The sequence below is a fragment of the Bradyrhizobium sp. Kon69 genome (assembly GCF_055807515.1).
In genome coordinates, this window is record NZ_JBVVOS010000031.1 from 65716 (window position 1) to 80126 (window position 14411).

At 65.0% G+C, this 14411-nt stretch carries 14 protein-coding genes; 8 read left to right on the forward strand and 6 right to left on the reverse strand.

The window, feature by feature from the left end; translation table 11 throughout:
- Positions 1 to 12: 12 nt before the first annotated feature.
- Together minC and AC0L3U_RS32165 are read right to left on the reverse strand one after the other, a co-directional pair.
- Positions 13 to 711: a septum site-determining protein MinC gene (gene minC, locus AC0L3U_RS32160; protein WP_027569772.1), complete on the reverse strand. Its 699-nt coding sequence runs from the start codon at positions 709 to 711 to the stop codon at positions 13 to 15.
- 285 nt (positions 712 to 996) lie between these two features.
- Positions 997 to 2013: an ABC transporter substrate-binding protein gene (locus tag AC0L3U_RS32165; RefSeq protein WP_473364399.1), complete on the reverse strand. Its 1017-nt coding sequence runs from the start codon at positions 2011 to 2013 to the stop codon at positions 997 to 999.
- Between the two features lie 100 nt (positions 2014 to 2113).
- On the opposite strand from AC0L3U_RS32165, the gene AC0L3U_RS32170 reads away from it, so the two are divergent.
- The 6 genes from AC0L3U_RS32170 to AC0L3U_RS32195 all read left to right on the forward strand — a co-directional run bounded on the left by AC0L3U_RS32170 (position 2114) and on the right by AC0L3U_RS32195 (position 7324).
- Entirely contained in the window at positions 2114 to 2761 is a 648-nt protein-coding gene (locus AC0L3U_RS32170; protein ID WP_007609554.1) for a TetR/AcrR family transcriptional regulator, read from the forward strand.
- Positions 2762 to 2845: 84 nt separating this feature from the next.
- Complete coding sequence (locus tag AC0L3U_RS32175) at positions 2846 to 3616, forward strand: ABC transporter permease (RefSeq protein ID WP_473364400.1); 771 nt, start codon at positions 2846 to 2848, stop codon at positions 3614 to 3616.
- Positions 3617 to 3646: 30 nt separating this feature from the next.
- The gene (locus AC0L3U_RS32180; RefSeq protein ID WP_473364401.1) at positions 3647 to 4684 is read left to right on the forward strand and encodes an NAD-dependent epimerase/dehydratase family protein; all 1038 of its coding nucleotides are present in this window, start codon (positions 3647 to 3649) and stop codon (positions 4682 to 4684) included.
- Positions 4671 to 5492, forward strand: coding sequence for a GNAT family N-acetyltransferase (locus AC0L3U_RS32185; protein ID WP_473287062.1), 822 nt, complete (start codon positions 4671 to 4673; stop codon positions 5490 to 5492). Before AC0L3U_RS32180 ends, AC0L3U_RS32185 begins: the two co-directional genes overlap by 14 nt.
- Before the next feature lie 6 nt (positions 5493 to 5498).
- On the forward strand, positions 5499 to 6554 hold the full coding sequence (locus tag AC0L3U_RS32190) for a dihydrodipicolinate synthase family protein (protein ID WP_473364402.1): 1056 nt from the start codon (positions 5499 to 5501) through the stop codon (positions 6552 to 6554).
- The gene (locus AC0L3U_RS32195) at positions 6542 to 7324 is read left to right on the forward strand and encodes an ABC transporter ATP-binding protein (protein WP_473364403.1); all 783 of its coding nucleotides are present in this window, start codon (positions 6542 to 6544) and stop codon (positions 7322 to 7324) included. Before AC0L3U_RS32190 ends, AC0L3U_RS32195 begins: the two co-directional genes overlap by 13 nt.
- A 9-nt stretch (positions 7325 to 7333) precedes the next feature.
- On the opposite strand, the gene AC0L3U_RS32200 is transcribed toward AC0L3U_RS32195, so the two are convergent.
- The 4 genes from AC0L3U_RS32200 to AC0L3U_RS32215 all read right to left on the reverse strand — a co-directional run bounded on the left by AC0L3U_RS32200 (position 7334) and on the right by AC0L3U_RS32215 (position 11531).
- On the reverse strand, positions 7334 to 8773 hold the full coding sequence (locus AC0L3U_RS32200; protein WP_473364404.1) for a YadA family autotransporter adhesin: 1440 nt from the start codon (positions 8771 to 8773) through the stop codon (positions 7334 to 7336).
- A 208-nt stretch (positions 8774 to 8981) separates the two neighbouring features.
- Positions 8982 to 10070, reverse strand: coding sequence for a TRAP transporter substrate-binding protein (locus tag AC0L3U_RS32205; RefSeq protein ID WP_473364405.1), 1089 nt, complete (start codon positions 10068 to 10070; stop codon positions 8982 to 8984).
- 157 nt (positions 10071 to 10227) lie between these two features.
- Positions 10228 to 10485, reverse strand: coding sequence for a hypothetical protein (locus AC0L3U_RS32210; RefSeq protein WP_275171839.1), 258 nt, complete (start codon positions 10483 to 10485; stop codon positions 10228 to 10230).
- A gap of 95 nt (positions 10486 to 10580) precedes the next feature.
- Positions 10581 to 11531, reverse strand: coding sequence for a DUF2778 domain-containing protein (locus tag AC0L3U_RS32215; RefSeq protein ID WP_473364406.1), 951 nt, complete (start codon positions 11529 to 11531; stop codon positions 10581 to 10583).
- 222 nt (positions 11532 to 11753) lie between these two features.
- Here AC0L3U_RS32215 and AC0L3U_RS32220 point away from each other — a divergent pair, with 222 nt between their 5' ends.
- Entirely contained in the window at positions 11754 to 12194 is a 441-nt protein-coding gene (locus tag AC0L3U_RS32220; RefSeq protein WP_473364407.1) for a DUF1810 domain-containing protein, read from the forward strand.
- Between the two features lie 96 nt (positions 12195 to 12290).
- On the forward strand, positions 12291 to 14372 hold the full coding sequence (locus AC0L3U_RS32225; protein ID WP_473364408.1) for a methyl-accepting chemotaxis protein: 2082 nt from the start codon (positions 12291 to 12293) through the stop codon (positions 14370 to 14372).
- The last annotated feature ends 39 nt before the right edge of the window (positions 14373 to 14411 follow it).

Below are 14411 nucleotides of genomic sequence, written 5' to 3' on the forward strand. Positions count from 1 at the left end.
ATCTCCTTCTGGTCAGTTCAGCGCGGTAATTCGCATGGTGTTGCCCTGCAGCCAGGCCTGAGCCGGCTTGCCGCGCAGGGCCGCGTCGATATCGTCGGCGGTCTGGTAAAAACCATCGATTGCAAGCAGTTCGGCCTCGATCTTCTGACAATAGATGCGTGCGCTCGTGTGACCGTTCACGCCCGCCATGGCACGGCCGCGCAGCGCGCCGTAGATGTGAATGGAGCCGCCGGCAACGACCTCGGCGCCGGAGCCAACAGACCCCAAAATGGTGACGTCGCCTTCGGGAAAGATCACGGTCTGGCCGGAGCGCACGGGGCTTTCGAGCAGCAGCGAAGTCGGCTTGGTCTCGACCTTTGCCTCAACCTTCTTGGGCGCACTCGGCTCGACCACGCAGCTCCGCCCGCCCGACAGCAGCGGCGGCATCATGGGGGTCAGCCGACCCTCCTCCACGCCCTCGATCCCGAGCACGCGGATGTTGCGGTCCTGAAGGCTGGTGAGCAGATGGCCGATGCCGGACTGGCTGAGATCGACCGAGGACAGGTCGATCACCACGGGGCGGCCGGCGAAGAAGCCGGGCGAGCGCGCGATGGTGGTGTCGATCTCCTGCAGCCAGTCCTGGATGGGAACCGTCGGCACGAACACGAAGGCCACATAGGAGCGCCCGCGCAGGCGAACCATTTGGCGTTGAGGTTTTACTGCAGCCTCCATAGCGGCCGACTCGTTCCCTGTTATTGAATGGTTAACGATGCCGCCGATATGGTTAATGGCCGGTTAATTTCTCCGTGGGGTTACGTGGAGTGGTGGGCGTCGGGCCGTGGCTCTCGGCGACGGGCAGCCGCCCCGATCTCCAGTGTCGTCCTGGCGAAAGCCAGGACCCATACCGCGGAATCCATCGATGCGGAGGGTGGGAGTACCGAACCACGAGTCTTCGCCAAACCGCGCCCTGGGGTAATGGGTTCTGGCTTTCGCCAGGACGACAATAAGGAAGCCCCCCTACTTCTTCACCTTGCTCGCATCCATCTTGATGGCGGGATCGAGCATCTTGGTCGTGAACGCCGTCGTGACGTCGAACGGCTTCTCCATGCCGAGATAGGTCTGGACCAGATCGTAGTCCTTCTTCATCCGCTCGCCGTCGATCCAGCCGAGCGCCTTCGTCGTCGTGAATTCGTCCGTCATCAGGAATTTGATGCGCTCCCACTGGCGCTCCTGGTTCTCCTTGTCGAGACCGGAGACTTGGTCGAGCAGCGCCTTCAGGCAGGGCGCGGCGTCGGCGACGCAAGTCGCGAACGCCTTCTGCGTGACGCGGACGAACTCCTCGACCAGCTTCGGATTCTTCTGCAGATAGCCGCCGTTGACGATCAGCGAATTGCCGTAAGGATTGAGCCCGATGTCCTTCCAGTTGACGTAGCCGAGATCGCTCCCGAACTCGATCACCTTCAAATCGTGCTCGTTGTAGAAGTCGCTGATGATGTCGACGGTATGGCTCTTCAGCGCGGCGATCTTCGCCGTCGGCCCGACATTGACGAAGCCGACGGAGTCGGGGGCAAGCCCTGCAGCCTTGGCGAAGGCCGGCCACATCACGCGCGAGGCGTCTCCGGGCGGATTGCCGATCTTGTGGCCGGCAAACTCCTTCACCCCGTTCACGCCGTAGCTCTTCAGCCAGTAGAAGGTCTGGCCGGTGTTGGCGTAGACGCTCATCACGGCAACAGCGTCGGCGCCCTTGCTCTTCGCCACCAGCATGGTGGCGAGATCGGCGACGCCGAAGGGCGAACCGCCGGAGCCGACCTTGGCGGCGGAGACGCCGGAGCCCTTGCCGACCTCAATGGTCAGATCGATGCCCGCCTTCTCGTACCAGCCTTGCGCCTTGGCGTAATAATAGGGCGAGTGATCGGCCGTCGGCGCCCAGTTCAGGATCAGGTTGACCGCCTCGCCCGCGGTCGCGGGCACGACTGGTGATCCGAGCATCAGGGCCACAGCCAGAGCCGAGCCCGCCGCCTGCAAACGCTTCATCGCATCTCTCCTCGTTGCCCGCGACCGGCTTGTCGCTCTCCCCCTGTGAGGATACCAATGCAACAAGGCCGCCCTCAACTTGTCAACTGTTTGGTTGGAAATGCCCGCAAAACGTTCAGGCGACACCGTGCCGCAGCGGCGCGACCCGGTCGCCACCCGCAAGAAGCTGCTCACCGCGGCGCGCGAGGAGTTCGCCCGGCACGGCTTTGCCGGCGCCCGCGTCGACGAGATCGCGGAGCGCGCCGGCGTCAACAAGCAGCTCGTCTACCATTATTTCGGCGACAAGGACGCGCTCTATCTTGCCGTGCTCGAATGGGTTTACGCCGATATCCGCGAACAGGAGCGCCAGCTCAATCTCGAAGGCCTGCCGCCTGAAAAGGCGATCCGGAAGCTGATCGAGGCCTCGTTCGATTACCTGGCGGCAAACCCCGATTTCATCGTGCTTCTGAACGACGAGAACCGCGGCGGTGCCCGCCACGTCCGTGGCTCGACGCGGCTGGAGGCGATGCATTCGCCGCTGGTGAAGAGCGTGTCCCACATCCTTCACGAGGGCGTCCGCGCCGGCATGTTCCGCAAGGGGATCGACCCGATCCAGCTCTATATCTCCATCGCGGGCCTCAGCTATTTCTATCTCTCGAACACGCCGACGCTGTCGGCGATCTTCGGCAAGGACCTGTCGAGCCGGGCCGCGCGCCGTGCCCGCCGCCGGCATGTCGCCGATCTCGTGCTGCATTCGCTCCGACCGTAATCAACCAACTGGTTGAAACTTCCCTCAAGGACGGTTAGGCTTGAGACCAGGCGGCAAGGTGGCCGCTGGCACAGGGAGCAACCGGTGACAGGAGACGGCGCCCGCAATACGCGCAGCTTTGCGATCGTCCTGATCGTGCACCTCGCCGTGCTCCTGCTCTGGCAGGTCCTGGTCGATGCCTTCCACGTGCCAAAGTTCATCCTGCCCTCGCCGCTCGCGACAATCCAGACGCTGGGAACCGCGAGTTACGCCTGGGGCGCCAATACGCTGGTGACGGCGATCGAGATCCTCGGCGGCTTTGCGCTCGGCGCATTCGTCGGCGTGGCGCTGGCCGTCATCTTCAGCTGGGCGCCGCTGATCAGCCTCGTGCTGCTGCCGCTGTTCGTGACGCTGAATATGATTCCGAAGGTCGCGCTCGGCCCGCTCCTCATCGTCTGGTTCTCCTACGGCATCGTGCCGAACATCCTGATCGCCTTCAGCATCTGTTTCTTTCCGATCCTGCTCACCACCGCGCGTGGCTTGCGCGAGGTCGAGCCGGATCTGCTCGATCTCGTCAAATCGCTGCGCGGCTCGCGCTGGACGCTGTTCCGCAAGATCCAGCTGCCGGGATCGCTGCCTTACATTTTCTCCGGCATGAAGGTCGGCGCCATCCTCGCGGTCGCCGGCGCCATCGTCGGCGAGTTCATCGCCTCCGAGCGCGGGCTCGGCTACCTCATGATCCAGGTGCAGTCGTCGCTCGACACGCCCGCGATGGTGATGGCTGTCGTGCTGCTGACGCTGCTCGGCGTCGCGCTTTACGGCTTCGTGCTCGTCCTCGAACGCATGTTCGTGGTCGGTGACGCAACACCGACTTGAACGGCAAAGCCAAGACCAAGGACCACAACCATGCTCCTGACCCGCCAGACACTGCCGAAGACCATCCCTGATATCGCTGCGCTCGACGATCTGCTGTGCCAGCCGACCCAGGCATTGGTCGACGACCTCGCCAGGGTTGACGGCGACATCATGATCCTCGGCGTCGCCGGCAAGATGGGGCCGACGCTGGCGGGGCTTGCCAAAGCCGCAGCGCCCGATCGCCGCGTCATCGGCGTCGCCCGCTTCAGCGACGCCAGCGTCAAGGACTGGCTGCACGCGCGTGGCGTCGAGACCATCAATTGCGACCTGATGGACGAGACCGCGATTGAGGCGCTGCCGAAGGCGCCCAACATCGTCTTCATGGCTGGCCGCAAATTCGGCGCGGAGGGCGACCTCTCGCTGACCTGGGCGATGAATGCGCACGTGCCAGCACTGGTCGCGCAGGCCTTCCCATCATCGCGGATCGTGGCGTTCTCAACCGGCTGCATCTATCCTTTCGTCCCCGTCGACGGCAAAGGCTCGCGCGAGGACATGGCGCCCAATCCGCCCGGCGAGTACGCCCAGTCCTGCGTCGGCCGCGAGCGCATGTTCGAATATTTTTCGCGCAAGTTCGGAACGCCCGGGCGGCTGTTCCGCCTCAACTACGCGATCGACATGCGCTATGGCGTGCTCCACGACATCGCATCGAAAGTGCTCACGGGCACGCCAATCGACGTCAGCATTGGCCATGTCAATTTCATCTGGCAGGGCGATGCCTCGTCCCAGGCGCTGCGCTGCCTCGCGCATTGCACGGCGCCGACCTCGCCGATCAATGTCAGCGGCCACGAGATTTTGGCGGTGCGCGACCTCGCAGCGAGATTCGGCGCGAGGTTCGGCCGCGCGCCGGTGCTGACAGGAAACGAACAGCCGACGGCGTGGCTGACCGACACGTCCAAGGCCGTCGAGCTGTTCGGCCTGCCGGTCGTCGACACCGAGCAGCTGATCGCCTGGACCGCGGATTGGGTGTCCCGCGCCATGCCGAGCCTCGGCAAGCCCACCAAATACGAGGTGCGCGATGGACGCTACTGACGATCCGGCCATCATCAAGCTCGGCGCCGACGATGCGATCGCCGGGCTCGTGCTGTCGACGGAAGCACACTGGAACCAGACCGAGGAGGACTGGCGCATCTTCCTGCACGATGGAATCGTATTCGGCATTCGCGACGGCAGACGGCTGGTGGCAACCGCGGCCCTGCTGCCCTACTCCAGCAAAAACGCCTGGATCAGCATGGTGCTGGTATCAGGCACCCATCGCCGTCGCGGCCTGGCAACGCGCCTCGTCGATGCCTGCCTCGAAACTGCCCGCAGGAACGGCCTGACGAGCTGGCTCGACGCAACACCCGACGGTGCTGCCGTCTATGGACCGCTCGGGTTCACGCCGACGCTGCAATTGCGCCGTCTCAAGCTGGTGAAATCCGCGTTCGCGTCCGCGCAGCCACCTTCATCCGCGACGCTCGACGCGCTCCGCGCGCGTGACCGGCGCGCTACGGGCCTCGATCGAACCGCCCTGCTCTCCAACTTCGCTCAGCGTCCCGGCTCACGCATCGTTTCCGCGAACGGCGCCATCGCGCTGGTTCGCGACGGACGCACCGCGCGCCATATCGGTCCGCTGTTTGCCGACGACACGGCAGCCGCGCTGGCCCTGGTCGATGCCATCGCGCGATCGGAGACCGGGCCGCTGCTGCTCGACGCCGTCGCGTCGCACGCCGCGTTCCCTGAAGGATTGACCGCATCGGGCTGGAGCATCGAACGGCCGTTCCAGCGCATGCGGTTCGGCCCCGCCATAGCCACGGGTGAGGACATGCCATTCGCCGTTGCCGGCCCTGAATTCGGATAGGACATCATGCACCACAGCCAGATCAACAGCGAGATCCGCAAGCTGATCGCCGACGGCACCGTGCTGCCGGCGCATCCCCTCGCGCTCACCGCCGAGCGCCAGCTCGACAAGAAGCATCAGCGCGCGCTGACGCGCTATTACGTCGACGCCGGCTCCGGCGGCCTTGCGGTCGGCGTGCATACCACGCAGTTCGCGATCCGCGATGTCGGCCTCTATCGTCCCGTGCTCGAGCTCGCCGCCGAGACCGCGGCGAACTGGACCAAGCGTCCGCTGGCGCTGGTCGCGGGCCTCGCCGGTCCGACCAGGCAGGCGACCACCGAATCCCGCACCGCGCGCGACATCGGCTATCACGCAGGGCTCCTCAGCCTCGCTGCAATGAAGAGCGCGTCGGAAGACGAGATCATCGCACATTGCACAGCGGTCGCAGCCGAAATTCCGCTGGTCGGCTTCTATCTTCAGCCGGCAGTCGGCGGCGTGGTCCTGTCGAGCCGGTTCTGGCAGCGCTTTGCCTCGATCGACAATGTCATCGCGATCAAGATCGCGCCGTTCAACCGCTACCGGACCCTTGATGTTCTGCGCGGCGTCGCGGCAGCCGGCGCACTCGACCGCGTCGCGCTTTACACAGGCAATGACGACCACATCCTGCTCGATTTGATGCTGCCGTTCGACCTCCGCGACAACGGCGTCACCACGCGGACCTACTTCAAGGGCGGTCTGCTCGGCCATTGGTCGGTGTGGACGGCGAGCGCGATCAAACAGTTCGAGCGCTGCAAGGCGGCACGGCACAAGGACAGCGTCCCGGCCGAACTGCTCGCGCTCGATGCCCGCGTCACCGATTGCAACAGCGCCTTCTTCGACGTTGCCAACGATTTTCACGGTTGCATCGCCGGCTGCCATGAGGTGCTGCGACGGCAGGGCCTGATGCAGGGTCTGTGGTGCCTCGATCCGAACGAGGGCCTCAGCCCCGGCCAGAAGGACGAGATCGATCGCGTGTACCGCGAGCACTCCGACCTCAGCGACGACGCGTTCGTGGCCGCAAACTTGAACAAATGGCTGGCATGAGCTCAGACCCCTTCATCAGCCTGCAAGGCGTCCGCAAGGTCTATCGCAGCGGCGGCGCCGAATTCCTGGCGGTGTCCGACGTCACCATGGACGTGCAGGAGGGTGAGCTTGTCTCGCTGGTCGGCCCGTCCGGCTGCGGCAAGACCACCGTGATGAAGATCTTGGCCGGCCTGCACGACGCCGACGGTGGCACGGTGAAGATCGGCAATGCCAAAAGCCCGTTCGATCCGACCCGCGACATCGGCATGGTGTTCCAGCAGGCGCTGCTGCTGAAATGGCGGACCATCCTGGACAACGTGCTGCTGCCGGCGGAGATCGTCGGTCTTCCCATGAAGGCCGCGCGCGAGCGGGCGCGCGATCTGCTCAATCTGGTGGGACTTGCCGGCTACGAGCAGAAATATCCGCGAGAGCTGTCCGGCGGCATGCAGCAGCGCACCGCCATTGCGCGCGCCTTCATTCACGACCCGAAACTGATCCTGATGGACGAGCCGTTCGGCGCGCTCGACGCCTTGACGCGCGAGCAGATGAATTTGGAGATGCTGCGGATCTGGCACGAGAGCGGCAAGACCATCATCTTCATCACGCACTCGATTCAGGAGGCCGTGTTCCTGTCCTCGCACTGCGCCGTGCTGACGGCCGGTCCGGCAAAGATGGCCGATTATTTCCCGATCGACCTGCCCTTCCCGCGGGATCTGCCGCTGAAGACGACGGACGCGTTCGGTGCCTATGCGCGGCGCATCTATGCCAAGCTGGGTCTCGGCTCGGCGTGAGGTGAACGCTCAAAACTCCCCGCCGACGCCGACATAGGCGGTGTGCTCGGTGCCGCCGCCGTTGCCATAGCCGCCCACGACGGTGAGGGGCATGGTGGTGTTGAGGCGATGTGCGAAACCAGCACCGAAACCGCCTTCGCCGTGAAACGCCGAGCCGCGCACCTGCCAGGTGGTCTTGCCCGGCGCGGACGGCATCGGCGCGCTGGCGGCTGCAACCGCGGCGGCGATGCCGCGTCGCGCCTCGGTCAGATTGTTGCCGATCTGCGCCTGGAGCGAACCAATCTGCGACTGAAATCCGGCGGTGATGCCGGTGAGCTGGCTCATGTTGACCGCGTCGGTCGGCGCGACGCCGGCGGCGACATTGGTCAGGCGCCGCTCGTTGCCAGACGTACCGAACGACACGGTATTGGCCAGCGTTGCGGTCGAGCCTGCGCCGATCGCGACGGAATTGGCCCCAGATGCGGTCGCATTCATACCGAGCGCCAGCGAATTGGTGCCGTCCGCCCGTGAACTGTTGCCGAGCGCGGTGCCGCCGGTGACGGCCACGGCCGAAGCGCCGAGCGCGGTGGCGTTGGTCGCACCTGCATTGCTCGAATTTCCGACCGCGACGGTCCCCTCGCCGTTGGCGGAGCTGAAAGCACCCACCGCCACCGTAACGTTGCCAATGGCATTGCTGTTGTTGCCGAGCGCGGTCGCGAAATTGCCTGTGGCGGTGCTGGTTTCACCGATGGCCACGGCGTTGCTGCCGGTCGCGGTGCTGCCTTGACCGTAGGCCGTGGCAGCGGCGCCATTCGCCTTGCTGTTGGTGCCGGTCGCGGTCGCGAACTGGCCGCTGGCGTTGCTGTTCTGGCCTGTCGCCGTCGCAAAGTCGCCGTTGGCCAGGCTGCCGGCGCCGGTCGCGGTTGTGTTGTTGCCGAGGGCGTTGCTGCCCTCGCCCGTTGCGGTCGCTGCGGTGCCAAACGCGCTACTGTGGGCGCCCGTCGCCGTGGCGGTTGCCCCGCTTGCGAAGGCGTTGCCGCCGAACGCCGCGGCATTCGCACCAATGGCGCTGGAGTGCGTACCAGTCGCCGTGGCGCCGGTGCCAGTTGCGGTGGCGTTGTCACCGAAGGCGCTCGCCGATATTCCGGTTGCAGCGGTGCCGATGCCGATCGCGGTTGCATTATCGCCGATCGCCTTGGACACGGTGCCCACGGCAAGCGCGGTTTCGCCGGTTGCAGTGGACAAGGCGCCATAGGCGGTGGCGAACGTGCCCTCCGTCGTCGCCGTCTGGCCTACCGCCGTCGCCTCGCCGGATGGCCCGTTGATGACGCCGCCGCCGGCCGCGTAGTCGGCGGCCAGCGCGGAACCGGCGTGGAGGAATGTGGTTGCAAGGAGGATAGCCAGGCAGGACGCGATCGGGCGAAGGTTGCTCCTGCCAGCGGTTCCGCCAATGCTGTTCAGTAAGGTCATTTTCGACTCCATTCCCTGCTTCAACAAGGTCTGGAGGAACGGCCAAAATCCCACATCAACCGTTAGGTTGAAGAAGCATGGACGGCATCATCCCACCATCGGTTTTCGGCGGTATGTTGCAGGAATGCATCGTCATCAGTCTGACGCAACGACGGGCGGCCGGAGGTGGGCGCAAAGCAATCCGGCCGCCCGTCGCGGTGGCCTGAGATCAGCCCTTGCGCATCTTGCCGAGCAGATAATTGTCGTAAAAATTCTCCGCGATCTGCGTGTAGAACAGCAGCTCTTTCATATAGGCGTCGTGGCTTTCCTTGGTGCGCTTGAACAGGTCGCTCTTGGTGGCGAGCTCGTTCAGATGGTCCTGGGTCGCGGCATAGCAGGCCTCCAGAACCGGCTGCGGAAACGCCTTCAGCTCCGCGCCATTGGCGATCAGCCGCTTCAGCGCCGCCGGATTGACGCTGTCGTATTTCTCGAGCATCCAGGCGCCCGCCGCCGAGGCGGCCTGGTTGACGATCGCCTGGTACTGCTTGGGCAGCGACGCCCACTTCTCGTCGTTGACGATCATGTGCAGCATGGCGCCGCCTTCCCACCAGCCGGGGAAGTAATAGTATTTTGCGACCTTCTGGAAGCCGAGCTTTTCGTCGTCATAGGGACCGACGAATTCGACCGCGTCGATCGTGCCCTTCTCCAGCGCCGGATAGATGTCACCGCCCGCGATCTGCTGCGGGACCACACCGAGGCGCGCCAGCACATGGCCGCCCATGCCGGCGATGCGGAATTTCAGACCCTTGAGATCGTCGACGGTCTTGATCTCCTTGCGGAACCAGCCGCCCATCTGGGTGCCGGAATTGCCGCAGAGGATGGCATGCGCCTTGAACGGCTTCAGCGCCTCGTTGGTCAAATCGGCGCCGCCGCCGAAATGCCACCAGGACTCCTGATGGCGATGGTTCATGCCGAACGGCGCGCCGGTCGCATAGGCCAGCGCCGGCTCCTTGCCGATGTAGAAATAGAGCGGGGTCTGCGCCATATCGACAGAGGCTGTGCTGACGGCATCGAGCGCCTGCAGGCCGGGGACGAGCTCGCCGGCCGCAAAGGTCTGGATCTGGAATTTGTTGTCGGTGGCCTCGGCAACATATTTCGCAAACGTCTGCGCGGTGCCGTAGATGGTGTCGAGCGACTTCGGGAAGCTCGAGGTCAGGCGCCATCTGATCTCGGGCGCGCTCTGCGCGATCGCAGGTGCAGCAACCAGCGTCGTCGCGCCGGCAACCGCGCCGCCCTTGAGGAATGTACGGCGTTTCATGATGGGTCTCTCCCTGAACTATGTTTCAACGTATCGGCTTGAGCGCGATCTTCGCGAAGCTATTGCCGTTCCTATAGCGGAGTTCAAGTCGTGAGCGGTAGCCCGGATGGAGCGCAGCGCAATCCGGGACTCTTCCCAAATATCTGCCGTGTCGCTCTCAGAGCAGCTTTGCGCTCACGAACAGCGCGCGCACGGCGTTTGTCGCCTGCACGACGAGCATCGCGTTCTCGGCGGCGCCTTCGAGCGCCGCGACCGCGTCTTCGTGCAGCGAGCGGAATTCCATCCACTCGACCGATTTGAAGTTGGTGAGGAATTGATAGGCCTGGCCGACGGTCGCGATCGCCAGCGTGTCGCCGTTCAGCTTGATCTTGAACGTCGTGCGCAGCGGGGTCTCGGAATTTTGCGGATCACTCACTTTGCGGATCACTCATGGGCTGCTTCTGGACGATGACGGCTTAACGAAGGGAAAACGGCAGCCCCGCCGTGGCAGGCAAATATCAGGAGCAGATATCAGGACTCGGTGCTCGCGCGCTGCGAGGCGGTCGCCGATGGGGTCAGCCTGGGCACCACGACCAGACGGTTGAACTCACCGTTGTCGTAGGCCTTCATGAACCGATCATAGTCCTTGATCGACACGCAGCCGTTGGAGTCGCCACGGGGCCCGAGCATGTAATTGTGGGTGAGCAGGCCGACGCGGCCGAGCGCGCTGGTGCCCTCGGTGGGAGTCAAGCGCAGTGCGCGGACGCCGTGAAACAGTTTTTCGCGCGGCTTCAGGTCGTAGGTCGCGGGCGGGGTCGCGCCAACCATGCGCTGGTCGACGTGCTCCGGATCGTCCATCAGCGCGCCCATTCCGGAATGCGCTTCCAGCGCGAGGCCGCTCGGCAGGTAAAGCGCCTTGGCCGAGATGTCGTAGACCGCGGTGCGCGAATCGTAACCGAGCGCGGCGAGATCCGGCGCCTTGCCGAACAGGCCGCTGTCGGGCGTCAGCGAGGCTAGCCTGATCTTGTCGGTGAATTTTTCGAAGAAGTTGCGGTTGTCGATCCTGGGATTGGTCTCGGCATAAGCCTGGCTCGAGGCTATCTGGGCGGAGATGTCGGCCTGGGGCGGGCGCGAGCGCGGCATCGGGATGGCGTCAGCACGCTGCGATTGTCTCGTCTCCTCCGACATGTGCCGGTCGTCGTCGGTCAGGGTCGAGCGCCAGTCGTCGCCCTGGAGCTTCTGGGCAAGCATCGCCTTGGCGTCGCGCAATTTGAGCTGGACTGCACTCACCGCGGAGCGCTCCAGCGTCCGCAGGCCGAGCTCGCGGGCGGGCGGACTGCTGGAAGCGGAAGCGAAACGATCGTCGAATGAAGGCGCATTGGCCGGCGGCAGCGCGGCGGTGACCAGCGAGGCCGAACCGCCGATGTCCGCGACCCAGGCGGCGGCGCCCAGCGCCAGCGCGACGGCGGCCAGAGACAGCAATATCGTCTCGGCTCGCCCAATACGGCGGCGCGACAATAGCCTCTCGGCTTGTGCCCGGTCGGAAACCATCAGCTCCCCAAAATCGATCCCCGGGGGGACCCACCCCCACCCGGAGATTCTATACCAGCTACCACATTGGGAGCCAAAAGTTAGGCATAATCGCGGCCGGCAGGGGTCTGGCAAGGCTCCGGCAAGCCATTCCGGGGTATCCTAAGGTATCTTATGACCGATCCGTTCGACCTCCAACGCTTTGTCCGGGCCCAGGACCCGGTCTACCGCGACATCCAGGGGGAGCTGACCCGGGGCCGAAAGCAGAGCCACTGGATGTGGTTCGTCTTTCCCCAGGTCGCCGGCCTCGGCTTCAGCGCCATGTCGCAGCGCTATGCCATCGGCTCCCGCGCTGAGGCCAAGGCCTATCTCGCCCACCCCATCCTCGGTCCGCGCCTGATCGAATGCACCCGCCTCGTGCTCGCTGTCGAGGGCCGGACCATCAACGCCATCCTCGGCGCGCCCGATGACGCCAAATTCCGCTCGTCGATGACGCTGTTCGACGCGGTGTCCGATGAGCCCGTTTTCGACGAGGCGCTCGCCCGGTATTTTTCGGGCGGGCGCGATCAGGCAACGCTCGATATCCTCGCCGCCCTCGACCGCAAGGCTAGGTGACCGCGACTGCTGGCGGCCACCAGCGTAAACCCGGGATTAACATCGCCTGCCTATTGTCCGTGCAATAATTTCCCGCGCCAGTTGCCGGATAGACTCATGAAAATCGGTACGCTCCTGACCACCGCCATCGTCTCGCTCTCGACCGTGGGCGGCGGCCTCGCCGTCTACGTCGCCGTAACGAAATACCAGACGATGGAGCGGATCACCGAAGCCCAGGGGCGGCTCGCGATCGTTCGCGCCGTCAGCGACATCCCGCGCTACCTCAATCCCGAGCGCGGCTTTTCCACCAACATCCTCTATGGCCCTCCCGCCGTCGACCCGGCGCTGCTTGCCGAGCAGGGCAAGCTGCGCAAGCAGACCGACGCCGCCCGCGACACGATGAACGCGTTGCGCAAGGACCTGCCCGGCCCATTCGACGACGGCAACACCACCGGCGGCAACATCGACGCCATCAATTCGAAATTCACGTCGCTGCGCGAGGCCATCGACAAGGCGATGTCGGGCCCACCGGACGCGCGCAAGGACGCGGCCAAGAAAATCGTCGCCGACAACGCCGTGCTCAACGCCAGCGTGACTGCGCTGCTCAACGAGCAGGTCCGCCGCATGGCGATCCTCAACGGCGATGCCTACCGGCAGGCCAGCTACGCCAACATCGCGATGACCTTGCGCGACGTGGGCGGCTTCAACTCCAGCCTGCACAAGAATCTCGTCGGCGGCAAGAAACCGGCGACCGACACCGAGAAGGCCGAGATCAGCCGCTCGCAGGGCCGCAACGATCAGATCGTGATGTCGCTGCTGGAGTTGCGCGGCAATCCCGCAACGCCGGCGAACATCGCCGCCGCGCTGGAGAAATTCAACGCGATCTACATCGAAGAGTTCGGCCGCGAGCTCAAGCTGGTGAAGGAGGGTGCGGTCAGCGGCAAGTACGAACACGACATGGACACCTATTACACCGCCACGCAGCGGGGCCTCAGCACCATCATCGAGGTCCGCGACGCCTTCTACGACAACGCCGAGCAGATTCTCGCCGGTGCCTCCACTGCGGCCCACACCAGCTTCACCATCGCACTCGCGGGCCTTCTCGCCGTGCTGATCGCCAGTGCCGGCCTCATCGTCACGGTCCGCCGCCGCGTCTGCGCCCCGATCGTCAATCTGACGACGCGGATGTCGCGGCTTGCCGACGGCGAGGTTGCGGAAGAGATTCCCGGCGCCGAACGTTCCGATGAAATCGGCGCGATGGCCGCGGCTGTCCGGGTCTTCAAGGACAACATGATCCGGGCCGACCGCCTTGCGGCAGAGAAGCAGGCCGAGAACGACGGCAAGATGCGCCGCGCACAGGCGCTCGACGGGATCACCCGCGCATTCGAAGCCAAGGTCACCGAGCTCGTCGGCGGATTGTCGAAAGCCTCCTCCACCATGGAAACCACGGCGCAGTCGATGACCTCGACGGCGGCGCAGACCAACAGCCAGGCCGCGGTCGTCGCCGCCGCCTCACAGCAGACCTCGAGCAACGTGCAGACCGTCGCGAGCGCCACCGAAGAGCTGACCTCTTCGATCTCGGAGATCGGCCGTCAAGTGGCCCAATCCACCGAGATCGCCGCCCGCGCCGTCGACAACGCCCGCCGCACTGGCGACACCGCCCGTGCGCTGGCCGAAGGCGCGCAGAAGATCGGCGACGTCGTCACGCTGATCCAGAGCATCGCCGAGCAGACCAACTTGCTGGCGCTGAACGCGACCATCGAGGCCGCCCGCGCCGGCGACGCCGGCCGCGGCTTCGCGGTGGTTGCTGCCGAGGTGAAATCGCTGGCGGGCCAGACCGCCAAGGCCACCACCGAAATCTCCGAGCAGATTTCGGCGATCCAGGCCGCGAGCGACGAGACCGTCACCGCGATCCGCAACGTCGCCGACGTGATCGGCGAGATCGACCAGATCGGCACCGCGATTGCGGCCGCGATCGAGGAACAGGGTTCGGCGACCAAAGAGATCGCCCGTAGCGTCCAGGAGGCCGCGCGCGGCACCCAGGAGGTCAACACCAACATCTCAGGCGTGCAGCGCGCCGCCGACGATACCGGCACGGCCGCAAGAGAGGTGCTGGGCGCAGCCGAACAGCTCTCGACCCAGTCGCGCGATCTCGCCGGACAGTTCGACCGTTTCCTCGGCGAGGTCAGGGCGGCCTAGCACTCCACATTCGTAGCCCGGATGGAGCGAAAGCGTAAT